The organism is Rhodococcus sp. MS13 (assembly GCF_013277835.1).
In the GTDB taxonomy this organism is placed as follows: domain Bacteria; phylum Actinomycetota; class Actinomycetes; order Mycobacteriales; family Mycobacteriaceae; genus Rhodococcus_F; species Rhodococcus_F erythropolis.
The window spans coordinates 333212-359523 of record NZ_VBTL01000003.1 but is presented as its reverse complement, the minus strand read 5'-3'; the positions used below and the strand labels follow the sequence as shown (position 1 = coordinate 359523).

General features: G+C 62.3%; 28 protein-coding genes and 1 tRNA gene. 9 read left to right on the top strand and 20 right to left on the bottom strand.

The annotated features are described in order from the left end of the window. Positions 1-5 precede the first annotated feature (5 nt). The 5 genes from FEZ59_RS07390 to FEZ59_RS07370 form a co-directional block, all read right to left on the bottom strand. The gene (locus FEZ59_RS07390; RefSeq protein WP_097388011.1) at positions 6-749 is read right to left on the bottom strand and encodes an IclR family transcriptional regulator; all 744 of its coding nucleotides are present in this window, start codon (positions 747-749) and stop codon (positions 6-8) included. A 70-nt stretch (positions 750-819) separates the two neighbouring features. Beyond that, the gene (locus tag FEZ59_RS07385; protein ID WP_020968186.1) at positions 820-2751 is read right to left on the bottom strand and encodes an ABC transporter ATP-binding protein; all 1932 of its coding nucleotides are present in this window, start codon (positions 2749-2751) and stop codon (positions 820-822) included. After that, positions 2748-4481, bottom strand: coding sequence for an ABC transporter ATP-binding protein (locus FEZ59_RS07380; RefSeq protein ID WP_021332868.1), 1734 nt, complete (start codon positions 4479-4481; stop codon positions 2748-2750). The genes FEZ59_RS07385 and FEZ59_RS07380 overlap by 4 nt, the downstream gene beginning before the upstream one ends. Positions 4482-4595: 114 nt before the next feature. Continuing rightward, the gene (locus tag FEZ59_RS07375) at positions 4596-6950 is read right to left on the bottom strand and encodes an MMPL family transporter (RefSeq protein ID WP_021342526.1); all 2355 of its coding nucleotides are present in this window, start codon (positions 6948-6950) and stop codon (positions 4596-4598) included. Positions 6951-7021: 71 nt separating this feature from the next. Beyond that, positions 7022-7651, bottom strand: a complete 630-nt coding sequence (locus FEZ59_RS07370; RefSeq protein WP_019746492.1) for a TetR/AcrR family transcriptional regulator — start codon at positions 7649-7651, stop codon at positions 7022-7024. Between the two features lie 250 nt (positions 7652-7901). On the opposite strand from FEZ59_RS07370, the gene FEZ59_RS07365 reads away from it, so the two are divergent. Beyond that, positions 7902-9011: a sensor domain-containing diguanylate cyclase gene (locus tag FEZ59_RS07365; RefSeq protein ID WP_019746491.1), complete on the top strand. Its 1110-nt coding sequence runs from the start codon at positions 7902-7904 to the stop codon at positions 9009-9011. Between the two features lie 12 nt (positions 9012-9023). Here FEZ59_RS07365 and FEZ59_RS07360 read toward each other — a convergent pair whose 3' ends face one another. Then, a complete protein-coding gene (locus FEZ59_RS07360; RefSeq protein ID WP_003943908.1) occupies positions 9024-9479 on the bottom strand; it encodes an Rrf2 family transcriptional regulator in 456 nt (151 codons plus the stop codon). 128 nt (positions 9480-9607) lie between these two features. Here FEZ59_RS07360 and FEZ59_RS07355 point away from each other — a divergent pair, with 128 nt between their 5' ends. Next, positions 9608-10549: a sterol desaturase family protein gene (locus tag FEZ59_RS07355; RefSeq protein WP_021332865.1), complete on the top strand. Its 942-nt coding sequence runs from the start codon at positions 9608-9610 to the stop codon at positions 10547-10549. Here the strand turns inward: FEZ59_RS07355 and FEZ59_RS07350 are convergent. The 3 genes from FEZ59_RS07350 to FEZ59_RS07340 form a co-directional block, all read right to left on the bottom strand. After that, positions 10515-10853: a DUF202 domain-containing protein gene (locus FEZ59_RS07350; protein WP_019746489.1), complete on the bottom strand. Its 339-nt coding sequence runs from the start codon at positions 10851-10853 to the stop codon at positions 10515-10517. The genes FEZ59_RS07355 and FEZ59_RS07350 overlap by 35 nt on opposite strands. Beyond that, entirely contained in the window at positions 10854-11204 is a 351-nt protein-coding gene (locus FEZ59_RS07345; RefSeq protein ID WP_029537421.1) for a DUF202 domain-containing protein, read from the bottom strand. A 123-nt stretch (positions 11205-11327) separates the two neighbouring features. Beyond that, the gene (locus FEZ59_RS07340; RefSeq protein WP_019746487.1) at positions 11328-12011 is read right to left on the bottom strand and encodes a YceI family protein; all 684 of its coding nucleotides are present in this window, start codon (positions 12009-12011) and stop codon (positions 11328-11330) included. Between the two features lie 244 nt (positions 12012-12255). Between FEZ59_RS07340 and FEZ59_RS07335 the strand changes: the two genes are divergently transcribed. After that, positions 12256-12429: a hypothetical protein gene (locus FEZ59_RS07335; RefSeq protein WP_003943953.1), complete on the top strand. Its 174-nt coding sequence runs from the start codon at positions 12256-12258 to the stop codon at positions 12427-12429. Positions 12430-12655: 226 nt separating this feature from the next. On the opposite strand, the gene FEZ59_RS07330 is transcribed toward FEZ59_RS07335, so the two are convergent. The 4 genes from FEZ59_RS07330 to FEZ59_RS07315 form a co-directional block, all read right to left on the bottom strand. Continuing rightward, a tRNA-Ser gene (locus tag FEZ59_RS07330) sits at positions 12656-12746 on the bottom strand. Positions 12747-12802: 56 nt separating this feature from the next. Next, positions 12803-12994: a CsbD family protein gene (locus FEZ59_RS07325; protein WP_003943869.1), complete on the bottom strand. Its 192-nt coding sequence runs from the start codon at positions 12992-12994 to the stop codon at positions 12803-12805. Positions 12995-13133: 139 nt separating this feature from the next. Then, complete coding sequence (locus tag FEZ59_RS07320) at positions 13134-13595, bottom strand: nucleoside deaminase (RefSeq protein WP_003943976.1); 462 nt, start codon at positions 13593-13595, stop codon at positions 13134-13136. Further along, positions 13596-14135: a tRNA adenosine deaminase-associated protein gene (locus FEZ59_RS07315; RefSeq protein WP_047888780.1), complete on the bottom strand. Its 540-nt coding sequence runs from the start codon at positions 14133-14135 to the stop codon at positions 13596-13598. A 48-nt stretch (positions 14136-14183) separates the two neighbouring features. Here FEZ59_RS07315 and FEZ59_RS07310 point away from each other — a divergent pair, with 48 nt between their 5' ends. Further along, positions 14184-15158, top strand: a complete 975-nt coding sequence (locus FEZ59_RS07310) for a prephenate dehydrogenase (protein ID WP_172932544.1) — start codon at positions 14184-14186, stop codon at positions 15156-15158. 11 nt (positions 15159-15169) lie between these two features. Here the strand turns inward: FEZ59_RS07310 and FEZ59_RS07305 are convergent, their stop codons facing one another. Beyond that, the gene (locus FEZ59_RS07305) at positions 15170-15757 is read right to left on the bottom strand and encodes a putative glycolipid-binding domain-containing protein (protein ID WP_019746484.1); all 588 of its coding nucleotides are present in this window, start codon (positions 15755-15757) and stop codon (positions 15170-15172) included. A 238-nt stretch (positions 15758-15995) separates the two neighbouring features. Between FEZ59_RS07305 and dcm the strand changes: the two genes are divergently transcribed. The 5 genes from dcm (at position 15996) to FEZ59_RS07280 (ending at position 20446) form a co-directional block, all read left to right on the top strand. Then, positions 15996-17141, top strand: coding sequence for a DNA (cytosine-5-)-methyltransferase (gene dcm, locus FEZ59_RS07300; RefSeq protein ID WP_153211133.1), 1146 nt, complete (start codon positions 15996-15998; stop codon positions 17139-17141). Beyond that, on the top strand, positions 17138-18013 hold the full coding sequence (locus FEZ59_RS07295; RefSeq protein ID WP_019746482.1) for a hypothetical protein: 876 nt from the start codon (positions 17138-17140) through the stop codon (positions 18011-18013). The genes dcm and FEZ59_RS07295 overlap by 4 nt, the downstream gene beginning before the upstream one ends. A 10-nt stretch (positions 18014-18023) precedes the next feature. Then, on the top strand, positions 18024-18428 hold the full coding sequence (locus FEZ59_RS07290; RefSeq protein WP_019746481.1) for a very short patch repair endonuclease: 405 nt from the start codon (positions 18024-18026) through the stop codon (positions 18426-18428). A gap of 10 nt (positions 18429-18438) precedes the next feature. Continuing rightward, complete coding sequence (locus tag FEZ59_RS07285) at positions 18439-19128, top strand: DUF998 domain-containing protein (protein WP_029254264.1); 690 nt, start codon at positions 18439-18441, stop codon at positions 19126-19128. 79 nt (positions 19129-19207) lie between these two features. Next, a complete protein-coding gene (locus tag FEZ59_RS07280) occupies positions 19208-20446 on the top strand; it encodes a prolyl oligopeptidase family serine peptidase (protein ID WP_172932472.1) in 1239 nt (412 codons plus the stop codon). Between the two features lies 1 nt (position 20447). On the opposite strand, the gene FEZ59_RS07275 is transcribed toward FEZ59_RS07280, so the two are convergent. Genes FEZ59_RS07275 through FEZ59_RS07250 form a run of 6 tightly spaced genes read right to left on the bottom strand, consistent with a single transcriptional unit; the run spans position 20448 to position 26222 of the window. Next, complete coding sequence (locus FEZ59_RS07275; RefSeq protein ID WP_172932471.1) at positions 20448-21626, bottom strand: cation:proton antiporter; 1179 nt, start codon at positions 21624-21626, stop codon at positions 20448-20450. Between the two features lie 34 nt (positions 21627-21660). Continuing rightward, positions 21661-22290, bottom strand: coding sequence for a pyridoxamine 5'-phosphate oxidase family protein (locus FEZ59_RS07270; RefSeq protein WP_172932470.1), 630 nt, complete (start codon positions 22288-22290; stop codon positions 21661-21663). Continuing rightward, complete coding sequence (locus FEZ59_RS07265) at positions 22287-23102, bottom strand: ABC transporter ATP-binding protein (RefSeq protein WP_172932469.1); 816 nt, start codon at positions 23100-23102, stop codon at positions 22287-22289. The genes FEZ59_RS07270 and FEZ59_RS07265 overlap by 4 nt, the downstream gene beginning before the upstream one ends. Next, positions 23099-24151: an iron chelate uptake ABC transporter family permease subunit gene (locus FEZ59_RS07260; RefSeq protein ID WP_047888775.1), complete on the bottom strand. Its 1053-nt coding sequence runs from the start codon at positions 24149-24151 to the stop codon at positions 23099-23101. The genes FEZ59_RS07265 and FEZ59_RS07260 overlap by 4 nt, the downstream gene beginning before the upstream one ends. Beyond that, positions 24148-25191, bottom strand: a complete 1044-nt coding sequence (locus FEZ59_RS07255) for an iron chelate uptake ABC transporter family permease subunit (protein WP_172932468.1) — start codon at positions 25189-25191, stop codon at positions 24148-24150. Before FEZ59_RS07255 ends, FEZ59_RS07260 begins: the two co-directional genes overlap by 4 nt. Beyond that, positions 25188-26222 carry an iron-siderophore ABC transporter substrate-binding protein gene (locus FEZ59_RS07250; RefSeq protein ID WP_029254259.1) on the bottom strand — a complete coding sequence of 345 codons (1035 nt, stop codon included), beginning with the start codon at positions 26220-26222 and terminating at the stop codon, positions 25188-25190. The genes FEZ59_RS07255 and FEZ59_RS07250 overlap by 4 nt, the downstream gene beginning before the upstream one ends. Positions 26223-26312: the final 90 nt, after the last annotated feature.

Below are 26312 nucleotides of genomic sequence, written 5' to 3'. Positions count from 1 at the left end.
AACGGTTATGCCGAGCGTTCGAGAACCGATACCTTCCGGCTGATTCCCGCGGCCGCCGCGCGCAACGGTTCGGCAAAACGCTCGGTATCCATTCGATACCGCGGACTCGACACACCGATCGCGGCAACTGCTTCACCGTGTCCACCGAAGATCGGGGCAGCGATACTCGATGTTCCCAGGCGAACCTCTTCGGTCTCGACCGCTAACTGCTGCGAACGAACAGCGTCGAGTTGCCTGCGTAACCCGGCTTCCGAGTTCACCGTCCGATCGGTGAACTCGACAAATCCGTTGCCTGTCACCGCTCGAAAAACGGAATCCGGTGAGTACGCGAGTATCGCTTTGCCAGTTGCCGTGGCATACATCGGCAGCCGGCCGGCCACCCGCGACGGCAGGCCCACCCCGTGATGACCGGAGATCTTGTCGATGTACAGAACATCGAGGCCGTCGCGAATCGCGAGGTGAACCGTCTCCCGGGTCGCCGCGTGAAGATCCTGCACATACGTCAAGGACACCTCGCGCAGAATCCGTTGACGAGGCACCAACTGCCCCAGTTCGAAGAGCCGTAACCCCAACCGGTACTTGGTGCCGACCCGTTCCAGTAGACCGAGAGACACCAGTTCACCGGCTATTCGATGCACCGTCGCCTTCGCAACACCACTTCGATTCGCAAGTTCGGTCAGCGACAGCGCACCCGAATCCGCATCGAAGGAATCGAGTATCAGGCGCGCTTTCCCCAGCAACGAATGCATCGCCGAGCGCCTCCAGTACACAGAATGTGGTCCACCCAGCGGACCAAGTCTGCTCCAGTCTACTGAGGCATTAGATCTCCGCGCCCACGAATTGGCTGTTGTACAGACGGAAGTACGCGCCGCGGGATTCGAGCAGAGCCTCATGGCTCCCCTGCTCCACGATGCGGCCTTCCTCCATCACCACGATCAGGTTCGCATCACGAATTGTCGAAAGACGGTGCGCGATGACAAAACTGGTGCGGTCACTGCGCAAAACCGCGGTGGCGCTCTGAACCAGTAGTTCGGTGCGTGTGTCCACCGAACTGGTCGCCTCGTCGAGGATCAGAATAGACGGCTGCGAGATGAAGGCGCGGGCGATGGTGATGAGCTGCTTCTCGCCGGCACTGACGTTGCTGCCTTCCTCGTCGATGACCGTGTCGTAACCCTCAGGCAGAGAGTGCACGAACTTGTCGACGTAGCTCATCTCGGCCGCGCGACGAATCTCCTCGTCGGTGGCACCGGGCTTGCCGTACGCGATGTTCTCGCGGATGGTTCCACCGAACAGCCACGCGTCCTGCAGAACCATACCGATGCGTGAACGTAGATCGTCTCGCGTCATGTCGGCGATATCGATACCGTCCAAAGTGATTCGGCCCGAATTGAGTTCGTAGAACCGCAGGATGAGGTTGACGAGGGTGGTCTTGCCTGCCCCGGTGGGGCCGACGATCGCAACCATCTGGCCGGGCTCGGCGGTCAGGGACAAGTCCTCGATCAGCGGCTGTTCCGGCTTGTAACTGAAGGTGACGTTCTCGAACTTGACGCGGCCCTTGTCAACCGTGGGCGACTTCGCGCCCTTCGGGTCCTCCGACTGCTCGTCTTGGTCGAGCAGCGCAAAAACACGCTCGGCCGAAGCGACACCGGACTGCAGCAGATTTGTCATCGACGCGATCTGCGTGAGCGGCTGGGTGAACTGACGCGAGTACTGGATGAACGCCTGCACGTCGCCGAGCGTCATCGTTCCGGATGCGACGCGCATACCACCCACCACTGCGATGGCAACGTAATTGAGGTTGCCGAGGAACATCACGGCCGGCATGACCAGACCGGAGATGAACTGCGCCTTGAAGCTCGACTCGTACAGATCCTCGTTCTGCTTGCGGAAGCGCTCCTCGACCTCGTGCTGGCGGCCGAACACCTTGACCAACTCGTGGCCGCTGAATGCTTCCTCGACCTGTGCATTGATTCCGCCGGTGCTCTTCCACTGCGCGACGAAGTGCTTCTGCGAACGTTTCGCGATGAACGCCGTGACCATGATCGACAGCGGAACAGTTGCCACTGCAATCAGGGCGAGCAACGGTGAGATCCACAGCATCATCACCAGAATGCCCAGGACGGTCATCACCGACATGACCAACTGGCTGAGCGTCTGCTGCAAGCTCTGCGCGACATTGTCGATGTCATTGGTCACGCGCGAGAGTACGTCACCGCGGGCATGGGTATCGAAGTACCGCAAGGGAAGTCGATGAATCTTCTGTTCGACGTCCTCACGCAGCCGACGAACGGTCCGTTGCACAACGATGTTGAGCAGATACGCCTGCAGCCAACTGAACAGCGACGCGCAGACGAACAGCAGCAGCACGATCATCAAGACCTTGCCGACGGCGTCGAAATCGATTCCGGTTCCGGGCACAACGGCCATGCCGGACACCATGTCGGCGAGCTGACCCTGCCCCGAAGCACGCAATCCTTCGACAGCCTGTTCCTTTGTCGTCCCCGGCTGGAGTTGCTTGCTGACGATGCCGTCGAAGATCAGATTGGTGGCGTTTCCCAGGATCTTCGGCGCGATCGAGGAAAGTACGACGCTTGCCGTCACCAAAGCGAAGATCAGGATGACGATCGGCTTGTCCGGGCTCAAGCGACCGAGGAGACGCTTGAGCGAAGGGCCGAAGTTCATGGCCTTCTTGGTGGGATCGCCGCCGCCGGGCGGGCCGATGGGAGGCGAGGAAGTCGGTCGATTACTCATGATGCGTCCTGTACGGCTAGCTGAGAGGCGACGATTTCGCCGTAGGTGGGACAACTGACCACGAGTTCGTCGTGCGTGCCGATCCCCACGATGGCGCCGTCGTCGAGCACGATGATCTGATCGGCCTCGACGATAGTGGAGATACGCTGCGCGACAACGACTATGCAGGCGTCTTGCGTGACCGGCCGGAGCGCCGCACGCAGCCGTGCGTCGGTAGTGAGGTCGAGTGCCGAGAAGGAATCGTCGAACAGATAGATCTGCGGCTTACGCACCAACGCTCTCGCGATGGCGAGTCTCTGACGCTGACCGCCCGATACCGTCGTACCGCCTTGTGCCACCGGTGTGTCCAGGCCTTCTGGCATGGCGCGGACGAAGTCGGCAGCTTGGGCGATCTCGAGGCACTCCCACAGCCATTCGTCGGTAGCTTCGGGGTTTCCGTAGCGGAGATTGGTGGCGACAGTGCCGGAGAACAGATACGGCTTCTGCGGGACCAGACCGATCACCGAGCAGAGCAGCTCCGTGTCGATGTCGCGGACGTCGACGCCGCCCACCGATACCGATCCGGAGGTGGAGTCGATCAATCGCGGAATCAGGTTGAGCAGAGTGGTCTTTCCCGACCCGGTGCCGCCGATGATCGCCGTCGTCTTGCCTGGTTCGGCGCGGAAGGTGATGTCGCGCAACACTGGCTCCTCGGCTCCGGGGAACTGGAACTGAGCTCCACGAAGTTCGACGACGCCCGGGTCCTTCAACTCCAGGACAGGATTCTCGGGCGGAATCACCGAGGAATCGGTGTCGAGTACCTCGGAGATACGTTCGGCGCACACCGACGCACGCGGCAGCATCACCGCCATGAAGGTGGCCATCATGACGGCCATCAGGATCTGCATGATGTAGCTGAGCATCGCGGTGAGCGAGCCGATCTGCATCGAACCCTCGTTGATCTGATGGCCACCGAACCAGATGACCGCGACGCTGGTGACATTGCTGATCAGCATCACGAGCGGGAACATCAGTGCCATGAGGCGGCCGACGCCGAGTGCAGTCTCCGTCAGTTCGCGGTTGGCGTCGCCGAAACGCTCTACCTCGTACGGTTCCCGTACAAACGCTCGGACGACGCGGATGCCCGTGATCTGTTCGCGAAGAACACGGTTGACGGCGTCGAGGCGGCCCTGCATGACCCTGAATCCGGGGACCATCCGGGCAATCAGGAAACCCATCGAGACTACGAGGAGCGGGACGCTGATCCCGAGGATCCAGGAAAGATTCAGGTCCTGTCGTAGAGCCATGATGATGCCGCCGATACACATGATCGGAGCCATGACGAGGATGGTGCAACTCATCACGACCATCATCTGTACTTGCTGGACGTCGTTGGTATTGCGGGTGATCAGCGAAGGCGCACCGAAGTGCCCGACTTCCCTGGCCGAGAACGTCCCGACCTGATGCAACACCGACGCTCGGAGATCGCGCCCGACGCCCATGGCGACTCGCGCTCCGAAGAAGACGGCACCCACTGAGCACAGGATCTGCGTCAGCGTGACCATCAGCATCATCCCGCCGGTGGAGAGGATGTAGCCGGTGTCGCCTTTGGTCACGCCGTTGTCGATGATGTCGGCGTTGAGACTCGGAAGGTAAAGGGCCGCCATAGTCGAAATAAACTGCAGGACGACAACGCCCGTGAGTTCACCCCGGTACGGCGTCAGATAAGTGCGCAGCAGCCTGATCAGCATAGTGAGCGAAGGTTACCAATCCTGGCCGACATGTGCCGCTGGATATTTCGATACACAAAAACAGCTGTGCGCCTTTATTAACCGCGGGGGGTTAATAAAGGCGCACAGCAGAGATCAAGCAGATGCGGACTGCAGTTCCGCTTCCTTCTCGTCACGGAGGGCCTTGCTGAGCTTCTCACCCTCGATGTCGACGTTCGGCAGAATCTTGTCCAGCCACTTCGGCAACCACCACGCCTTGTCGCCGAGCAGTGCCATGACGGACGGGATGATGACCATGCGCACGATGAAGGCGTCGAAGAACACCGCCGCGGCGAGCGCGAATCCGATCGACTTGATGAACGAGTTCGGTTCCGCGATGAAGGCACCGAACACGGAGATCATGATGACCGCGGCCGCACTGACCACGCGGGCACCGTGATTGAAGCCGATGGTCACGGCCTCCTTCGCGCTCGCACCGTGGACGTACTCCTCACGCATACGCGTCACGAGGAACACCTGGTAGTCCATCGCCAACCCGAACACCACGCCGATCAGGAAGATCGGCATGAAACTCACGAGCGGTTGTGGGTTCGAGATGATGCCCAACCAACCGTGCTGGAAGATCGCCACCGTCGCACCGAATGTCGCGAGCACGCTGAGCAGGAAGCCGAGCGTCGCCGTCAGCGGAACCAGGATCGAACGGAACACCAAGAGCAACAGAATGAATGCAAGGCCGACCACTACGGCAAGGTAGGGCACCAATGCATCCTTCAGCGTGTCCGAGACGTCGCCTTCGAGTGCGGTCTGACCGGTGATGCCGTAGCTGACGCCGATCGAATCGTTGAGTCCCGCTTCTGCTCCGCGGAGGCTGCCCACCAGATCCATCGTGGCCGGATCGGTCGGTCCGCTCTTCGGAGTGATCAGTACCTGCGCGGTGTTGCCGGCCTCGTTGACCCCGACGACCTGTGCGTTCTGGACGTCACCGAAGCTCGAGATGGTCGAGACGACCTCCGCAAAGGCCTCCCCGGCGGGGACGCTGGCATCCTTGGCGTCGACAACGGCGATCAGCGGTCCGTTGCGGCCGTCACCGAAGCCCTCGTCGATCAGGTCGTACGCCTGACGCGCACTGGTCGCCGGGTCACCGGTGGCCTCCGACGGCAATGCCAGGCTCAATCCCGTTGCGGGCAGAGCCAATGCGCCCAGAAGAACTACTCCACCGATCAGCGGCACGAGCGGACGACGAACGACGGCGGTGATGAAGCGCAGAGCCAGCTTCGGCTTGCCTGAATCATCGTTTTCGGACTCCTCCGCACGCTTGCTGAGGAAGGGAATCTTGCCGGCAAAAGCCTTGCGCCCGAACATACCCAGGATCGCGGGCAGCAAGGTCAATGCGATCAGGACCGCGATCAGCACCGTGAAGGCCGCTGCCGCACCCATGTCCGAGAGGAACGGGATACCGACGACACGCAAGGCAACGAGCGCGATGATGACTGTCAAACCGGCGAATACCACTGCGGAACCGGCGGTTCCGACGGCGCGACCTGCTGCTTCGGCACGGTTGTCGGTGAGGGTGAGCTCATGCCTGAACCTGGACATGATGAACAGCGAGTAGTCGATCGCCACGGCCAGACCGATCATGATCGCCAGCGTCGGAGTCATCGAACTGAGATCCATGAATCCGGTGGCAACCGTGATTCCAAGGCTGCCGATAGCGATACCGATGATCGCGGTGAGGAGCGGAAGCCCCGCGGCCACAAGCGAACCGAACGTGATGGCCAGAACGACAGCGGCAACGGCGATACCGATCAGCTCGGTGACACCACCGGGCATCTCCGCTTCCTGTGCAGCAGAACCACTGACCTGGACGTTGAGTCCCTCGGCCCGACCGACATCGGCTGCGGAGTTGATCGAATCACGTAACGCCTGATCGAGATCGGCGAAGTCACCGCTGAACGGAACCTCGACGTACCCGACCGTGCCGTCGGCACTGAGCGGCGACAACGCGCGCGCGTCGTCCACGGCCTGCGTCTCGGAAGTTCCAGCCGCAGCAGCCTTTTCCTTGAACATCGCAACCATGGAGTCGTTGCCGGTAACCGGATTGACCAACGCCTTCGCGGCCTGTTCCGGAGTGGCAGTCGCCGGGTCCACCTTGGCGGAGTCGGCGACCTTGTCGATGCCACGGATACTCTCGAGCATCTCGTCCATGGCCTTGACGTTCGCCGGATCGGCCAGCGTCGTGCCCGCCGGAGCTTGCACTACGTATCGTGCGCTCAGCGAATCCATCGGGTTGGGCGCGTCGGGAAAACGCTCCGCCATCAGGTCTTGCGCCTGCTGTGCCGGGGTTCCCGGAATGGAGAACGAATCCTTGGTGGGGCCGGACAGGGTGGCTGCCCCGACGCCCATCAGGACCAGGATTATCAGCCAAACGCTGAGGACCGCGCCTTTTCGCCGGTAGGCGAACTTGCCGATCCGATAAAGATAGGTGGCCACGACGGGCTCCTTGCTGTTTCGGTGCGTGTACGTGGACAGGTATTACGTGTGGGACTCAGAGACGGGACATCTCAGGGACGCGACATCTCAGGGGCGGGCGGCGGCGCGGGGAATCCGGCACGAATCTGCCGAAAAGCGTCGTGAACCAACTCCTCCGGACTGGAAGCCTCCGACTTTCCGCCAGTCCAGACGTCGATCACCGATTTAGCGGCTCCGCCCACCGCTCCGAGGAGGAGCGTCGGGTACAGGTCCTTCTCGGCGTCGGTACCGGTGCGTTCCGCCAATGCCTGAACGACTGCACGGTTGATCCGCTGATGCATGTCTGCGGCATCCCGGTAGAGCGCGGGACTCGAATCCGACAGCAGCCAGATACTTGCCTTCTCACTCCCACTCGGACCTGAGTCGTTCACGATTTCGACCACAAGTTCTTCGAGGACGTCGAGAATTGGTTCGTCCGCGGGCCGCGACGCAAGCGCCTCGATCCACAGGTTCACCGATTCCTCGAAACTGGCGAGCACTGCCTCCTCCTTGCTGGAGAAGTAGTTGTGGAACGTCCTCGTCGACACTCCGGCCTCGGAGGCGATCGCGTCAGCGGTGACGCATTCGATCCCCAGCGCACGAGCGAGCCGTGCTGCCGCGCCACTGAGTGCGGCACGGGTTGCTGCCTTCTTGCGGTCGCGAAGGCCTTGTTCGATGATCACTCCAACACGGTACCCAACTTGCAGAGCTCTGCAACTTTGCAGAGGTCTGCAATATTGTGCGATCGAACACACAGCGCGGAAACTCGAGGCGTACCTCACACTCACGCACGGCAAATGCCTGAACAGCGCGACAGAGAGAGTTGTGAGCAGCTCCACGGCGTGACGCCCACTGCCAAGTTGACGCGTGAATCAACATGGCCTGACATACTTTGCGGTGAATTAACCGCAATGTGCTCGGCGAAGGAATCTGATGGACCCGCTCCTGCATACCTGGCCGGTTTCGTCCACGGTAATGCTGTGGGGATCGAAGTCCGGACGAGGCTCCGTACTACGTCTCGTCCGTCTCACCATCGGATTCTGCTCACTCAATTTCTCGATCGTGGCGTTCCTGTTTCTCCTCAGCGGAGAGGGCCCGGACGGACCGTTTGCGCGCAGTTGGCTCGTCGGCATTGCGACCGTCAACCTGATCCCCACGATTCTCTGGTTTGTCGGCCGAATCAGAGGTTCACGCATGCTCAAGCTCTACGGTCTGTGGGCGGATCTCGGAACTGCCTCGATTCTCATCACCTTCACCAGCCATAACGCCGCCCTTTTCGGCGCGGCACTCTTTGTGGCCACCGGCGCCTACTTCACCTATTTTCTCGACCGCCGCTGGCTGGCATTCCACCTCGCCTTTGCCACGACGTTTGTCATCGCCCTGACCGTGCTCGGCCTGACGAACGGCGACTACTCGGCAACCAGCGTGATTGCACGCACCGACGTCGTACTGTGTGCCGTGATCTTCATTCCGGCCACCATTCAATTCACCTGGCGGCAATTACTCTCGCGCGCAACGGGATCCAAGGTGGATGCACTCACCGGACTGCTGAACCGGCGAGGGCTGTGGGACATGTCGGAGCGCATCTGGTCGGTCGCGTCGGCAAATCGTGCCGACATTGCTGTTGCCGTCGTCGACATCGACAAGTTCAAGGCTGTGAACGACACCTTCGGTCACGAAGTCGGTGACGCCGTCATCATCCGGACCGGAACGCGCCTGCAGGAGCATGTGAACGGTTTCGGCTACGCCGCGCGCACCGGCGGCGAGGAGTTCACCGTTGTGATGATCGGCACCCCGTACGGACTTCGCAAAAGAATCGCGACACTGCCCAAAGCCGTCGTGAACGCTTCCGACGACCCCTTGGCCACGGTCAGCGTCGGAGCAGCGACGCTACCTTTCATCCCGCATCAGGAAGAGTTCGACTACAACGAGTTCTCCCGAGCAATCGTTGCGGCCGATCATCTGATGTACGACGCAAAATCCGCGGGAGGCAACACTGCGAACACTGCTCCTATGACTGTTCCACGTCGACGGGCACACTGAAACCGGGCTGTATCAGCGCCGATTCCACGCCTCGGGATCTGCCGTCAGTTCGTGAATGAACTCGGGCAACTCTCCACCTGCTACATCGGTGAGTGTGACATTTTCGAGCACAGCACGGAGGTTGACGCGCACTGCAATCCACACCTCCTTGAGGGGCGTCGCCGGCCCCCCGTAGTCGACGTCTTCCGGTCGCTGACCCCGAATCGAAGCAAGCGGTCCTTCGACGGCTCGTATGACGTCTGCAATCGTGATCTCGTCCGCGGACCGAGCGAGCCAGTATCCCCCGTCCGGGCCTCGACGGCTGTTGACCAAGCCGCCGCGCCGCAGGTCCGAGAGCACCGCTTCCAGGAACTTGTGGGGTATGACCTGGGATTTGGCGAGAAACTCGGCCTTGGCCGGGTCAGGACCTACTGCCGCGAGCTCGACCAGAGTCCGCACGGCGTAGTCCACCTTCGCGGTGATATGCACCGGCAATTCCTACCATCGTTCTATGAATAGTCGCAACAAACCTGCGAGTTCTTCGCCGCAAAGGGTTCCGTGACGTTACATTTTGATGCATGATGTAACGATCGAAGCTAGAGAACAGGACAAATCGCGTGTGGGAAACCCTTCTCGAATCATGGAAGTCACTTCTCGAACCGCTCCATGATCCAGTCACGCTCGCAATCCCCGCGTTTGTCATCTTCCTGGCAATCGAATGGTTCGCGGCCCGCGCTCTCGAGGATCATCCCGACGACGCCGACGGACGCGCACGACCCGCGGAAGGCGGCTACCGAAGCGTCGACGCCAGAACCAGCGTTCTGCTCGGACTCGTGTCGATCGCAACGAGCACCTTCTGGAAAGTGCTGGCGCTGATCGGCTATTCCGCAATATGGGTGTACCTCGCTCCGTGGCACCTCTCGCCGACGGCCTGGTACACCTGGGTGATCCTGCTGCTCGGAATCGACGTCCTCTATTACGCGTATCACCGCATCGCGCACCGAGTTCGGGTCATCTGGGCCACACACCAGGCTCACCATTCGAGTGAGTACTTCAACTTCAGCACCGCACTGCGGCAGAAGTGGAACAACAGCGGTGAGATCATCATGTGGTTGCCGTTGCCGTTCCTCGGGATTCCGCCGTGGATGGTGTTCGTCGGCTTCTCCGTCAGCCTCGTCTACCAGTTCTTCGTCCACACCGAACGTGTCGGAAAACTTTGGCGGCCCATCGAATTCATCTTCAACACGCCGTCGCACCATCGCGTCCACCACGGCTCCGACGCCGAGTACCTCGACCGCAACTACGCCGGAATCCTCATCATCTGGGACCGGATGTTCGGAACATTCGCAGCCGAAACCCACCGGCCCACCTACGGACTCACGACGCCGGTCGGAACGTACAACATCTGGAAGCTCCAAACACGCGAATACGCTGCCATCGCTCGCGACTGGAAAGCGTCGAAGTCGTGGCGCCAGCGCGCAGGCTACGTGTTCGGCCCACCCGGCTGGGCACCGAAAGCCGAGATTACTTCAGCAGAATCCACAGCCCCGTCGCACTGAGCAGGAGCAGGGCGACCGCGAGAGCAGCACCCATACCCAAAGCAGGCGTTGCCTTTTCGGCTGAGAATTGGGCCAACCTCCTGGGTCGCGACCGACGTTCGTAGACCGTCACCGCCACGACAAGCACGGCAGCGAGGGACGGGCCGATCAGTGCTACCGAACCGAACGGCGGCAACCATCTCAAACAGGCGGCAGACAAGCCGAGGATCGACAGACTCGTCCGTACGAACGAGAGCGATGTGCGCTCGGACTGCAAGCCCTTGTCCGGAGGCTTGACACCTTCCGACGGTTCCAGCGCGGTCAATCAGTTCACCACCTCGACCACCAGGACGGTCGCGCAGATCACCAGCACGATGCCGACCACCGGCGCCATCAGCGGTACCGGCAACGAGCGCTCAGCACGCAGTGCTCGCTCGGCACTGATCCAGTGAACAAAAGAAGTGATGGCGATCAGAGCGCCGCCGACGAGTAACAACGCGGCCAAGCCGGCACGAACCGTCGGGTTGAGAATGTCGCCGCCGAACGCTTCGAGTCCGACGCCCGACGCGACAAAGGCCGTCGCCGTGCGGATCCAGGCCAGATACGTCCGCTCATTGGCGAGAGTGAACCGTGGATCGGGGTCTTCACCCGTTCGGAACGGTCTCCACCGGGGCATCACCTGTTCATTCCGTCCGGGCAGAAATCGCACACTGCCTTCGGAACGGACAACAAGAAAGGAAGGTCATGTCCTTAATCTTCCCTGCCCGCCCCGAAGCAGTGCGAATCGGGTAGACGTAATTCAGCTCGCGGCGAGTGAGACGAGGAAGTCCACCGATCCACTGGCGTCGACGGTGACAAAACCGAGGGACGGGGGTTCAACTCCGAAATCGGTCCAGGTGACCGGAATCGAGCCCGATGCGATCAGCGAATCACCCGAATGCAGCACGGTCATGTCGACCGACACCGGCTTGGACTGACCTTTGAGTGTCAAGGTGCCAGACACCGTGACCGTCGCCGTTGTTCCGTCCGTCGGCACAGCAGCCAAGTCCACCGGCGAGTCGATCGTGAACGTCGCCGTCGGATACGTGCTGGTATCCATCACATTGCCCGTGAACTGGCCGTCGCGCCGATCCGAGTCGGTCTTGATGCTTGCCACCTGCACCGTCACTTCGCCTGAAGTGAGCTTTTCACCCTCGACAACCGCGTTTCCGCTCACCTCGCCCGTGGTTCCGACGACGGTCACACTCGATCCGTTCAGAATCTCGTGCACGGTGTATCCCGCTGCCGTCTGGTTGTCCCCCTGCCCGGCGACGACGGTCCACTGCCCGTCGATCGATCCGGACGCCGCTTCTGCGCCCTGAGTGGATACCACGGCCGCCGGCGCATCGTCTTCAGCGATGAATTTCCCGTACGCCCACGGCCCCACAAGCAGGGCGAGTACGACCACAACTACTGCTCCGCCGATCCACCAGATCTTTTTCATGGGTTCGACGATAGTTGCAGCTTCAACGATTGTCAGGACTTACGACCTGGGAGAACCCTGTGAAAGCGCTCCACGAACACCGAAAGCGGGCACACCCACAGCCATTAGTAATCATTTGGTAAAGTGGTTTTTGCATTCCGGCCCCCAGCCTGGAGTGCCTGGGCCGTGCGCATCGAATCATGCATCGATCCCGATGCGCACGGTCTGCCCGAAACACGAATCACACCGATCGGGGGAGCTCGCAATGGCGGACCTGACGCTCCTGACCGACGACGAGTTACGCGAGCGTCGGATCGCCCTCAGTCGATCCCTCACTACCGCAGCAGATTTGATCCCCACCCCGCCACCCTCGTTCTTCGAGAAGCTGAAGCAGGACATCGATGCCGCCGCTGCAGAGTGGATCGCTCGCCGCTCCTGAACTTCGTCAACCTGTGAATGTCCACCGGAGGGCGGCCCCTCCCCCATAAGACTTAGTGCGGCTTCCGATCTCCTCCGAAGTCCAGCGCTGCCCTCGTCCGAATGGCGGACTGGCCGGTCGTCCGATGGTCCAGTCGGAGCGTGTCCGTCCTGACGGTCGGCAGCGCTCGCACGCCAGGTTTACCACACAAAAAAGCTCCCCACCTGCGTGAACAGGTGGGGAGCTTTGGCGGTGGCGGAGGGATTTGAACCCTCGGACGGGGGTTACCCGTCACACGCTTTCGAGGCGTGCTCCTTAGGCCGCTCGGACACGCCACCGTTGGTGACTTTACCGGATGGAGTGCCCGTGGCCGAAATCGCCAGGTGGAGCGGTATTACGTGAGCTTGTCCTTGATGCTGGACGCGGCGTCCTTGACCTTCTCGCCGGCATCCTTGACGGCCGATTTCACCTGGTCGCCTTTACCTTCGTTTTCGAGGTCCCGGTCACCGGTAGCGCTGCCAGCAGCTTCCTTGGCCTTGCCCCCGAGGTCTTCGGCCTTGTTCTGAGCCTTGTCTGCGATTCCCATGAGTACTCCTCTGTGAACGCGAACGAATCACCTTCCGGCGATTCGCCGATACCCTGACGGCATCTGATCTCCACCATGCCCGTGATTACCGGTTCCGGCTACCCGAGTGTGCGTTCACTCTCGATGGGGAATACCTATTTCAGGCCCGCTGCTCGCGGAAGAAATCTTCCAAAAGCCCAGCGCATTCGTCCTCGAGGACCCCGCCGCGCACCTGCGGCCGATAGGTCAATCTTTTATCTCGAACTACGTCCCATAATGATCCGACGGCTCCGGTTTTCGGCTCCCACGCCCCGAAAACGACCCGAGAAACCCGGGCGAGGACCAGAGCGCCCGCACACATCGTGCATGGCTCGAGGGTCACGGCAAGCGTCGCACCTTCCAGGCGCCAGCCGTCACCGTAGGTTTTCGCGGCAGCACGCAACGCGAGGATTTCGGCGTGCGCGGTCGGATCGGACGACGCTTCCCTGGCATTGGAGGCCCGAGCAACTTCGACGCCGTCTGCGTCGAACACCACTGCCCCGACCGGGACGTCTGCGTCGGAGGCGGAACGTGCGGCCACGATGGCCGCACGGATCATGCGCTGATCGTCAGCGAGAGTCATCTAGCGCGGGAGCTTGTCGAGCGCTACGCCGAACTCGGATGCGAACCCGAGTCGCTGCGCGATCATCCCCAACTGCTCGTCCGGATAAAGATCGGTCTCGGCCGCGATGACGGCGAGCACGGGTTCCGGCAGGCCCAGATCGGCCAGCACGGACAGATCGCCCTCTTCCCAGGGTTCGACGTCGTCGAGGTCGTCCGGATCGATGTCGGGGATCTCGATGTGCAAGGCGTCGAGGACGTCGGCTGCGATGTCGTAGTCGATGGCGGCGGTCGCGTCGGAAATCAGCAACTGCGTGCCGGACGGCGCCGGACGCAACACGATGAAGAACTCGTCGTCGACGTCGAGAAGACCGAAGACGGCACCCGAACTTCGCAGCTCACGCAGCTGCGTTTCGGCGGCCGAGAGCGAGGTCAACGCGTCGGGCGTCAATGCCTTGACCGTCCAACGCCCCTCTTCACGGACCACCGCGACACCGAAGCCTTCAAGCTCCTCCGACTGGTTCGAAGAGGCGCTCTTGTTACCCGCGCGCTGTGCACCCATGGCGCAACGGTAGCCCGCCTGGTGCCAGTGAGTGAAGTCCGAGCATCGATGTGCCAACCTGAACTCGTGTCTGCGATCGATTCCGCCCCACCAGTCTGCGTTCTCGGCCTCGGATTGATCGGCGGTTCGCTACTTCGCGCCGCCGTCCGATCCGGTCGTCAGGCGTGGGGTTACAACCGTTCCAGCGAGTCCGCCGACGCGGCCCGAGCCGACGGTTTCGACGCCGACACCGATCTGGTTTCAGTGCTGCAGAGAGCGAACGAGAGCGGTGCGATCATTGTGATCGCCGTGCCGATGCCTGCCGTCGACGCCACCTTGGAGGCAATCGCCGCGCATGCGCCGAACAATCCGATCACGGACGTCGTCAGCGTCAAGGGCGAAGTGAAGGCCGCGGTCGAACGAGCGGGCTTGAGCGCCAAGTTCGTGGGCGGTCATCCGATGACGGGGACGTCAGCTTCGGGTTGGGCGGTCGGGGATGCCGATCTGTTCGTCGACGCGGTGTGGGTCGTTGCCACCGACGAAGGCGTCGATGCAGACGTGTGGTCGCAGGTCGCCGACCTTGCACTCGACTGCGGCTCGGTGGTCGTGCCGGCCGAATCTCTCGAGCACGATCGAGCAGTCGCGCGTATCTCTCACCTGCCCCACCTACTAGCGGAAACACTCGCGATCACCGGAGCTGCCGGCGGCGAACTGGCTCTTGGGCTGGCCGCCGGGTCATTTCGCGACGGCACCCGCGTAGCCGGGAGCGCTCCTGGCCTGGTGCGAGCGATGTGCGAGGGCAACCGCGACGCCCTGCTGGTCGCGCTGGATGAAGCGCTCGACCTTTTGCAGGGTGCACGTACCGATCTGCTCGACAACGGCTCGACGGCACGATTGGTCGACTCGGGGTTCACTGCGCGCGGCGCTTACGAGTCGCACGAGCGTTGGGACATCGAAGACGTTCAGGTCGGCGAACCCGACTGGATCGAGCGGATGCGGGACGCCGGTCGACGCGGTGGTGTCATCCGGCGATCCGAAACCTAGAGGTACGAAACCTAGATTCGAGTTGCCAGACCCGGGTAGTCGAGGACGAAGCCTTCGGTATCGACGGCCAGCGTCGAGCTGGACACCGGGGACAGCACACTGATTCCGTCGGTGCCGCTGCTGTAGGTGATGGTCGCACCCTCGACACGCAGGTCGAGAAGGTTGACGTAGACGACCGGGACCTCGGCGTCTTCGATGTCGTTCTGCAAGCCGACGCGGCGGATGGGCAGCGTGTTGAAGAACGGGCTGAGGATCACGTCGACATCAAGTGCGCCATCGAACGCAGAGCGCTGGTGACTGGCGCCGTTCTCGACCATCCAGGTGCCTTCTTCGTCCCGGCTGATCGACATCTGACGCTCACCGGCGGCCAGGGCGGTCCGCACCGACAGCCGGCGGGTGATGCCGGCCTCGTCGGTGACCAGGTCGTATGACGCACTGAATGCCGGGTGCTCACTGCAGGCTCCACCGATGATCCGGCCGGAAGCCTTGATGCGATTTCCGTTCAGCTGCACACGAACAGACTCCATACGAGGAGCGTTGTGGGCCTGCCAGGTCAATACCGCGGGCCAGGACGCGTCACCGGAAGGTTGGATGCTCACCCGACCACGGTAATGGACGAACGGGCGCGGAGCACCGCTGGTTCGGGTTATTCCTTCGATCAGGGACCTTTTAGGGACTTCGATCGGCCCCGAAGATCTCGATGTAAGGCGTTTCACAACGGTTCTTCCGTAAGGAGCACCCCGCAGACCGAATAGTTGGCAAACGGTGTCGGAGTTCTCGAGTACCGTGCTTCTAGGTCGGTTCGTGAGGAAGGGTGCTGTGACGTCGTCGCGGAGCATGGTGGGTTTGTTTGCCGGTATCGGCGGGCTCGAGTTGGGGCTCTCGGAACATGGGTGGAACACCGAACTGCTGTGTGAAATCGATCCGGGCGCCCAGGCAGTTCTCCGTTCGCGATTCGCCGACGTGCCGTTGCACGGCGACGTCACCAAACTGCGCGCGCTGCCCAGCGACATCGAATTGGTGGCCGCCGGTTTCCCCTGCCAGGACCTCTCTCAAGCCGGCAAAACAGCAGGCATCACCGGCGCACGCTCAGGCCTGGTGGACGAGGTGTTCCGTCTGGTCAAGCGCAAGAAAGGCCCGCGCTGGCTGTTGATCGAGAACGTTCCGTTCATGCTGCAACTCGGCAAGGGCGCTGCCATGCGGCACATCACCGACGCTCTCGAAGACCTCGGATACACCTGGGCATACCGGGTGGTGGACGCCCGTGCCTTCGGACTCCCCCAGCGCCGCCAGCGCGTCATCATGCTTGCCTCGCGCACGGACGATCCTCGCGAAATCCTGTTCGGCCAGGACGCCGGCGAGCGCCTGGGAGGTGATCCCGCGGACTACCCCTGCGGCTTCTACTGGACCGAAGGCACCCGCGGACTCGGATGGGCCGTCAATGCGGTGCCGACGCTCAAGGGCGGCTCGTCCGTCGGCATCCCCAGCCAGCCGGCAGTCCGGTTGCCGTCCGGTGAGATCGTCACTCCCGGCCTCGTCGACGCCGAACGCCTGCAGGGTTTCGATCCCGACTGGACGCTTCCGTCCGTCGAAGTTCCCGGCCTACGCCACAGCCACCGATGGAAGCTCGTCGGCAATGCCGTGAGCGTGCGGATGGCGTCGTGGGTCGGTGGCCGGCTGAACGATCCCATCGCATACGACGCCGCGGGCGAGACGCCACTCGAACCGGGCGACGCGTGGCCGAGTGCGGCATGGGGCCGTAACCGCCAAGCCTTCCGCGTCCACACCTCGACCTGGCCGGTCCAGTACGACTACGAGGATCTGAGTGGCTTCCTCGAGGACACGCGGTTGCTGTCGGCGCGGGCCACAGCCGGCTTCCTCAAGCGCGCACGCATGGGCAATCTTCGGTTCATCCCCGGTTTCATCGAGGACGTCGAAAGCCATCTCGAGCGGATGGGCGGATACCCCGAGGCCGCGGCATGACGGAATCACTGTTCCCCGAACCTGAAACGCTATTCCCCGAACCGCTGTTTTCCGAGCCGGAACACGAACCACTGTGGAGCGCACTGCAACTCGCGGGCGACAAGCCTCCGGCCGACGCCGATCGCGGCGAGAAGAAGAACTACGCCCAGCGACTCTCCAATCAACTGGCACAGACGGTGGCCGACGCTCTGCGTCCGCTGTATCCCAACATCACCCCGACAGCGTCCGGCGAAGGCCAGGAGGCAACCGTTGATGTCGCCAAGGGCCGAAAGCGCTTGGACGTCAAGGCACTCGACCCCACTCTCGGCCTGATCCTCTGCGTCTCCATCAAGACGTACAACTTCCAGGACTACAGTCCCCGCAGCGGAAAACTTGGACGGTGGACCAAGAACATCGTCCGCAACGACCACGAATTGCGTGGCGAGGCAATGGTTCTGCATCAGCGTCAGCCGTACAGCGTGTTGGTCGCCGTCATGTTCGAGCCGTACGCCACGTGCGACGACGGCGACCCGACCAAGACCAGCGACACCGGCAAATCCTCTTTTGCACACCACGTCACGACGCTCTCGAAGCGCTCGGGCCGGGGCAAGCGCGCGGTGGTCGGCGTTCCAGGAAAGGCCTGGGTGGATCTCGGCGCCGAGGACACCCGCTACGACCTCTTCGAGAAGGTCTACATCGGACTCTACGAACCCGATGGCGCGGTTCGGTTCTTCGACGTCGACGAGCCGCCGCCGCGCAACGGCCGGCCCACCGAAGCTCAGACGCTCTCGTTCACCGACTTCGTGACCGTCGTGCACGGTGAAGTGGAGCGTCGCAACAGGTTTGCGCCCACCTGGTCCGATCCCGAAGACAGCGACGATTCCGACGGCTGAGGGAACCACGGTGCCTGCGACGGATCCTGCCACCAGCGCTCGGATGAGCGCTCAGCGTCGGCGCGACACCAAACCTGAAATTGCACTTCGACGCGAGCTTCATCGGCGCGGACTCCGGTACTTCGTGGACCGGGCGCCTGTCAAAGGTGTTCGCCGACGCGCTGATCTGGTGTTTCCGCGCCGCAAAGTCGCGGTGTTCGTGGACGGATGCTTCTGGCACAGCTGCCCGCAGCATGCGACGTTTCCCAAGAACAACGCGCAGTGGTGGACGGACAAGTTGGCCGCCAACGTGGTTCGAGACCGCGACACCGATGCACGTCTGGCAGAGCAGGGTTGGACCGTCATCCGCATCTGGGAGCACGAAGATCCGCTGGTAGCAGCCGAACGCGTCCAGAAAGCCCTGCTCGGTCCGTAAGCTCGATTTCGTGAAGGAACGCAACGTTGCGCGGTGGGGTTTGGTGGCTGCGCTGGCTCTGGGCGGAATCGTCTACTCGTCGTGGATTCTCGAATTTTTCCTCGACACCGGCCTCGACCCGGTGACATCGTTCCTCAGCGAACTCGATGCCGAGAACCAGAAATACCGTGACGTCTTCGGCAATGCCGACGTCCTGTCCGCGATCTTGATGTTGATCTCCGGAGCGCTGGGTCTGCTGATCACGCCCAGGCGCAGGCTCTACGTCACGGGCTGGATTGCACTTGCAGTGTTCGGCATCGCCACAATCGCCGACGCGTCGTTCCCTCTCGAATGCTCGGGCGAGGGTTGCCCGTCGAGCGCACCCGACGGTCTACTTCCGCAGCTCCACCATGTTCACGCATTGACGAGCAGCGTGGCGGTGTTCGCGATCTTCACCGCGATGATCGCATTCACCGTGGGAGCGTTCAGGTATCGCGAACACCGGTCGTTGCGTACGACCGGCCTGACCATTTTGATCCTGACTTCCCTTGCGACGGTGTGGATGTTGACGACCAACAGCATCGAAGTCTCCGGCGGCGGTAATCTCGGACTGGGTATCGCTCAACGCGCACAGGTGCTGGGGATGTCGTTGTGGTTGTGCACCCTGGCATTTGCGATGTCGAGGCCGCCATCCACCGGGCTCCCGGCGTCGCCACGCTGACAGGTTTTCCGGCAAGCGATTCGGGCGATCCTGGAACTACAACTGAAAATGGCTGCCCCGAACTAGCGAAGGTGTGCCCATGTCTCTCGCGTCGTCGTTCTTCGCCCATCCACACCAGGCGTTCACTGCCGGTTTCTACCGCAACGAGTCCTTCGACTTCGAGCTACGAGTCGTTCTCGGGCAAGCCACCTACGGCGCGGCAGATACCGGCGAAGTGCTCTCGGCCATCGCTCATGTCGGCGAGAAAGACCTCGAGGGCTGGTATGAGGCCTGGTTCGACCTCGGCACACGAGTATTCGGGCAGGCCGATGAGGCGGCCGAGGCCGGGCATTCACGAAGCGCGTCCAACGCGTACCTGCGGGCGGCGTCGTACTTCGGTGTGGCGATCAACGCCGTCGACGGTCTCAGCGACGATTCGGTTCTGGTCCCCACTTTCAAACGTCACCGACAGGCGTGGGACCGCTTCGTCGACACCACCGCCCAGCCCGTCGAACGCGTCCGGATCCCTTACGAGGACACCTACTTGCCCGGGTACTTCTTCCGGCCACCCGGCGACGTGCGACGGCCGACGTTGATCATGGTGAACGGTAGCGACGGCCCGATCAGCGGACTGTGGGGCAGCGGCGGCGCCGGGGCCCTCGAGCGGGGCTACAACGTGTTGATGTTCGACGGTCCCGGTCAGCAGTCGATGCTCTTCGAGCGCAACATCCCGTTCCGTCACGACTGGGAATCCGTCATCACGCCCGTCGTCGACTATCTCGTGGACCGGCCGGACGTCGATGCGTCGAAGCTGGCGATCTACGGGATCAGTCAGGGCGGTTACTGGGTGCCGCAGTCGTTGGCGTTCGAGCATCGGATCGCGGCAGCGATCGCCGATCCGGGGGTCGTGGACGTGGCCGCGTCGTGGCTCGCCCATATCCCCAAGAACATGCAGAAGCTGCTCGACGAGGGGAAGTCGGAGGCCTTCGACCGCGACATGGCGATGGGGATGAAGTTCTCCAAGGACACCGCCCGGATCTGGCGTTTCCGAGCGCGTCCGTACCTCGCCGACGGTTACTACAACACTCTCGCCGAGGTTCGGAAGTACCACCTCGAACACGTCGCCGGCTCGATCTCCACTCCCCTGCTCATCACCGATCCGGAAGGCGAGCAGTTCTGGCCCGGTCAATCCAAGCGGCTTGCCGCCCTATCCGGCGGACCGACGACGGTGGTTCCCTTCACCGCTGCCGAGGGCGCGAACTTCCACTGCCAGCCCATGGCGAGGCGTCTGACGGATCAGCGAATGTTCGACTGGCTCGACGAGCAGTTGGATCTCTGAATCAGGACACTTTCTCCTTTTTCGTCAAGAGAGTGGCGAGCATCGGCAGCAGTAGAACGGTGATCGCACCGGCCGCGACAAGAATCGACGCGTTGTCCGAGGACATCTGATGCGCGTCGACGGCAGCGCCCGTGACCGCCACGATCATGGGCAGACCGGTAGCCCCGTACAACGCGACTTGCGCACTTTCGCGCGTGGTGAAGGGCGGCTCGACCTTCTCGAACTTGGTCACGAAGAACACCGGCACGCCGCGGACGACAACGATCAGGATCAGAAACGCAATCAGTATGCCGGGACTGGCGGCGACCGCCGAGACGTCGATTGCCATGCCTGAAGTGATGAAGAAGATCGGGATGAGGAACCCGAAGGCGATCCCGTCGAGCTTGATCTCGAGGCGCTCGTCGCCCTCTGGCATCAGTCGCCGCAGGATGAAGCCGGCGGCAAACGCGCCGAGAATGACGTCGAGTGAGAACACGGCCGACAGCACTCCGAGGCTGACCAACAACAGAACGGTGAGGCGGACCGTCGTCTGCGCCGTGGTGTCCGCTCCTGCCCGCACCAGCCGATGTGTCCACGAGCCTTCGTGAATCAGCTTGCCGGGCAGCACCGCCACGACGATGGCGATCAAGGCGAAGACGGCAAGAACGATCAGCGACAGGACGGCACCACGGGCACTCAGCAGCACCGCCATCGCGACGACCGGCCCGAGTTCGCCGACGGCCCCGTGATTGAGGACCGTCTTGCCCAAGCGTGTGTCGAGGAGTTTGTTGTCCTTGAGGATCGGCAACAGCGTGCCCAGTGCGGTCGACGTCATTGCGATGGCAACAGCGGCTTCCGCGGAGATCACGTTCCTCATGCCAAGCAGCGCGACCACCGTGAACGCCAACGCGAGGCAGAACAGCCACGTGTAGAGCGCTCGACGTCCGCCGCGCCCACTGAGTTCCTGTCGGTCGATCTCGTAACCGGCGAGCAGGAACAGCATGCCGAGGCCGAGTTCGCGGAGGATTCCGATCGCTTCGCTGTCAGCTGCGATGTTGAGGGCGAACGGCCCGACCACTGCGCCCGCGACAAGCAGCAACACCACTTCGGGAACGAGCCGACGTGGGATCAAGCCCGCGACTATCGGCGCGACCGCCGCGATCAGCGCAATCCAGAACAGCGATGAGGCAATTGAAGGCACGGATCATTATCGGACATAGGTGACAAATCCGCGTTCAGTACAGGTACTTGCGGTACGCCTCCTGCCGAGCCGGTTCGAGATCCTCGACTTGGAGGGTGTGCTGCTCGGCCATCATGTCGCGCAGACTCGGCACGTCCTCGGGAGTAGGCCACGTCGCCGGATCCCAGAGCTTTGCCCGCAGAATCGCTCGCGCGCAATGGAGATACGCCTCGTCGATCTTCACGATCACCGCAAGCTGCGCCGGCTTGCCGTTCATCGCCATCGACTCCAACAGATCAGCATCTGTCGAGAGGGTCGCCGTGCCGTTGACGCGCACGATCTCGTCGTGGCCGGGCGCGAGAAAGAGGATCCCCACGTGAGGATTTTCGATCATGTTCCGGTACGAGTCAGCGCGCCGGTTGCCCGGACGATCCGGAAGCACCAGCGTCTTCTCGTCGGGAAACAGAACCTGACTGACCAAGTCTCCACGCGGCGAGCAATCGCAATTTCCGGCTGCATCGGACGTCGCGAGCACAAAAAACCGTGCCTGCTCGATGAATTCACGGATCAACGGAGTCGTGTAGGCGGTGTGCTTATCCATGATCGTCGGATGGGGCTGTCCGAGAAGCGCATTGAGTTGTTCCACCGATTCGATCCGCCCGCTCGGGACATTCGACGCCGTCACGTCAACACGTCGTCGAGGACGTGGTGGCGCCCCAGCGGCAACACCAACGGCTTGCCAGAGATGGGGTCGGGGATGATTCGGCTCTCGAGACCGAACACGGTGCGGACGTTGTCGCTGGTGAGCACCTCGGCAGGATCGCCCGCAGCATAGACCCGGCGATCGGCCATGGCGACGAGGTAATCGGCGTAGCGGGCAGCGAGGTTGAGATCGTGCAGAACCATGACAATCGTTGTACCCCGGGTCCGGTTCAGGTCGGTGAGCAGGTCCAAGACCTCTACCTGGTGGCTCACGTCCAGGAAGGTGGTCGGTTCGTCGAGTAAAAGCAGATCGGTTTGCTGGGCGAGCGCCATCGCAATCCACACACGTTGGCGCTGACCACCGGAAAGCTCGTCCACCGATCGTTCGGCCAATCCGGTTGTGTCCGTTGCCGCAAGCGCTTCGGCGACAGCTGCGTCATCCTCGCGACTCCACCTCGACAGCACCCGCTGATGTGGATGACGACCTCGCCCGACGAGATCGGCGACGACAATGCCTTCCGGTGCGATCGGTGACTGCGGCAGCAGACCGAGCGTGCGAGCGAGCTTCTTCGCGGGCAGGCGATGAACATCCTTGCCGTCCAACAGAACATGACCCCTTCGGGGACTGAGTAGCCGCGACATCGACCGCAGCAGCGTCGATTTGCCGCACGCGTTGGCGCCCACGATGGTCGTGATCTTTCCCGGCGGCACCGCGAGGTCGAGCGATTCGACGACGGTCCGTCCTCCGTAACCGAGTTCGAGGTTTTCGACAGTCAGAGTATGGGATTCGGTCACAGCGAACCTCCCGTTCGGTTGGAGCGAATGATGAGGTAGACGAGATACGGCGCTCCCAGCGCGCCGGTCACCACGCCAACGGGGTAGCGGGTGCCGAAGGCGTACTGTCCGCAGAAATCGGCAACTAGCACCAGCAGCGCTCCGACCAGCGCCGACGGAATCAAAAGTGATGTTCCCGGACCGACGATGCGGGCGGCGATGGGCCCTGACAGAAATGCGACGAAGGCGATGGGCCCCGCAGCGGCAGTGGCAAAGGCGATGAGTCCGACGGCCGCAATGATCGTCAGAATGCGCGTTCGTTCCACTCTGACGCCGAGCGCTTGTGCTGCGTCGTCACCGAGCTGGATGGTCGAAAGGTTGCGCGATTGGCTCAGCAGCACAGGTCCGAGGACAACCAGCGCCAGGAGTACGGGAACCGTCGAACCCCAGTTGGCACCGTTGAGGCTGCCGGTGAGCCAACGCATCGTCTCCTGCAGATCCCACGCGGCGGCGGTACTGAGCAGGTAGGCGGTGACGCTGTCGAGCATCGCGGCGATGCCGATACCGATCAGGATCAGCCGAGTGCCTGCTACACCGTCTCGGAAGGACAGAACGTAGATCAAGACTGCGACGCCCAGACCGACAGCGATGGCGAAGATCGAGACCTGCGAGCCGCCGAGCGAAAGCGAGATGATCGCGAAAGCCGCTGCAGCGCTTGCGCCGGAGCTGATCCCGATGATGTCGGGGCTCGCGAGCGGGTTGCGCAGCATCGTCTGGAACGTGATGCCACCCAAGCCGAAACAGATTCCGGCGACCACAGCTAGGACAGCGCGAGGCAGCCGGAGGCGGCCGACGGTGAACGAGGCACCAGGCACGTTCTCCCCCAGCACGACGCGAAGCACATCTGACGGCGGGTAGAAGGTTTTTCCCACCATCAGAGTGACCGCGAAGGAGGCGACGACGAGGACCGTCAGCACGGCAATCACGATGCGGCGGCGTCTACCTCGTCGGATACGGCTTGCTCCGACTGCGTCGACCTCGACTTCGGGAGTAACGAATGTAGTGGTCACAGCTCACGTATTTTCTGACGGCGGACGATGTAAATGAAGAAGGGCGCTCCGACGAGCGCGGTGATGATGCCGACGTCGATTTCGCTCGGCCGGGCGACAATTCGTCCGAGAATGTCGGCGGCGACGAGAAGGCCGGCACCTGTCAGCGCAGAAAACGGTAGTAGCCAACGGTTGTCGATACCGATCAGCAACCGGCACAGATGCGGGACAACCAAACCGACGAAGCCGATCGGTCCGGCAATGGCAGTGGCTGCACCGCAGAGCAACACTGCACCGAGCGCTGCCACTGCACGAACCACCGCGACGCGTTCGCCGAGACCTGACGCAACCTCGTCGCCGAGCGCAAGAGAGTTGAGACTGCGCGCTGACAGCAGACAGATCACGAAGCCGACAATGAGGAAAGGCAGACCCTGCCGGATCACCTCGAAACTCGCGCCACCGACGCCGCCGATCTGCCACGAACGAATGTTGCCCGCAATATCGTTTCGCGGCAGCATGATCGCAGTGATGAACGAAGCAAACGCAGCCGATGTTGCGGCCCCGGCAAGAGCCAACTTGAGTGGCGTGGCTCCACCTCGCCCGAGTGACCCGACTACGTAGACGAACAATGCCGCCCCGGCTGCACCGAGTACGGCCACCCAGATCATGCTGGTCTGGGTCCACAATCCGAACCACGCCATTCCGATCACCACGGCGAGCGAAGCGCCCATGTTGACGCCCAGGATTCCGGGATCCGCCAAAGGGTTTCGGGTAATCCCCTGCATCACCGCGCCGGCAAGACCGAGCGCAGCACCCACGACGATCGCGAGCACCGTCCGCGGAATGCGCTTGGCAATCGCACCCTGACCGATATTGTCGGTGGAACCGCCAAGTGCGGCAACGATGTCGGACCAATCGACCTCACGAGAGCCGATGACGATCGAGGCGCACATGAGCACCGCGAGGATCACGAGAAGGGCGATCAGCCACAGCGAATTGCCGAACGTCGGGCGCCGCGTATCGCTGGCGCCCGACGTCGAATCCTGCGAGGTTACAGTCACTCCGACTTTCCAGCAGCCCCGGCGAGCAGATCGACATAGTCGCCGAGTACCCACGAAATGGCGAGCGGAGTCGGGTTGGCCGCCGTTCCCATCGGGCCGGTTCCGTTGAGGAACACGATCGAATTGTTGGCGACGGCAGGCATCTGCGAGAGCAGCGGGTCAGCCTTGAGTGCGTCGACAAGTGCCTGGTCACCGTACGTGACGATCAGTTCGACGTCGTCGAAGACGTCCACACGCTCGGCACTGACCTTCTTCGAGAACTCACCACCCGTCGAGGCGTCGGCAACGCTCTTCGGCGTCGAAAGTCCGAGGTCCTCGAAGAACGCGGCACGTGTGTCGTTCGCAGTGTAGAAGCTGACCTGACTCAGGTCGGCAGTGTCGACGTGCGTCAGGAACATTGTTGCTTTGCCGGCAAGCTGCGGATGTGAGGCAACCTCGTCGGCGATCTCCTTCTCGATGGTGGAGATCAGTTCCTGCCCTTCGGATTCCATGCCGAGGCCCATGCTGTTGAACTTGATGACGTCACGCCACGACGTCGCCCACGGCCCCTCGGGATACGCCACAACCGGAGCGATCTCACTGAGAGTGTCGTAGTCCTCCTGCGTCAATCCGGAGTACGCGGCAAGAATGACGTCAGGGTTCGTATCGGAGACGGCTTCGAAGTCGATGCCGTCGGTCTCGTCGAAGAGCACCGGCGGCTTCGCGCCGAGGTCGTCGAGCTTTTCCTCGACCCACGGCAGCATTCCGTTGCCGTTGTCGTCGCCGAACGTCGCCGCTGCCATTCCGACGGGAACCACGCCGAGAGCAAGGGGCACTTCGTGATTGGCCCAGGCAACGGTGGCAACTCGCTCCGGCTTGGCGTCGATCGTCGTAGTTCCGAAAGCGTGCTCGATCGTGACAGGGAAGGAGCTGGATCCGCTTCCGGCGCTGCCGCCGTCGGCGGTCTCCGAGGAGCCGGAACTGCAAGCTGTCATGCCGAGGGCGACTGCGACCGCTGCTGCGGCCACCGCCAAGAAGCGTTTTGAACGCATGAAAACAGAACTCTCTCGAGAAGGGGTACGGCCCTCAACCCGGCTCAATCAGGCACTTAGGTGAGGTTTGCCTAAACCGTATACGGGAGG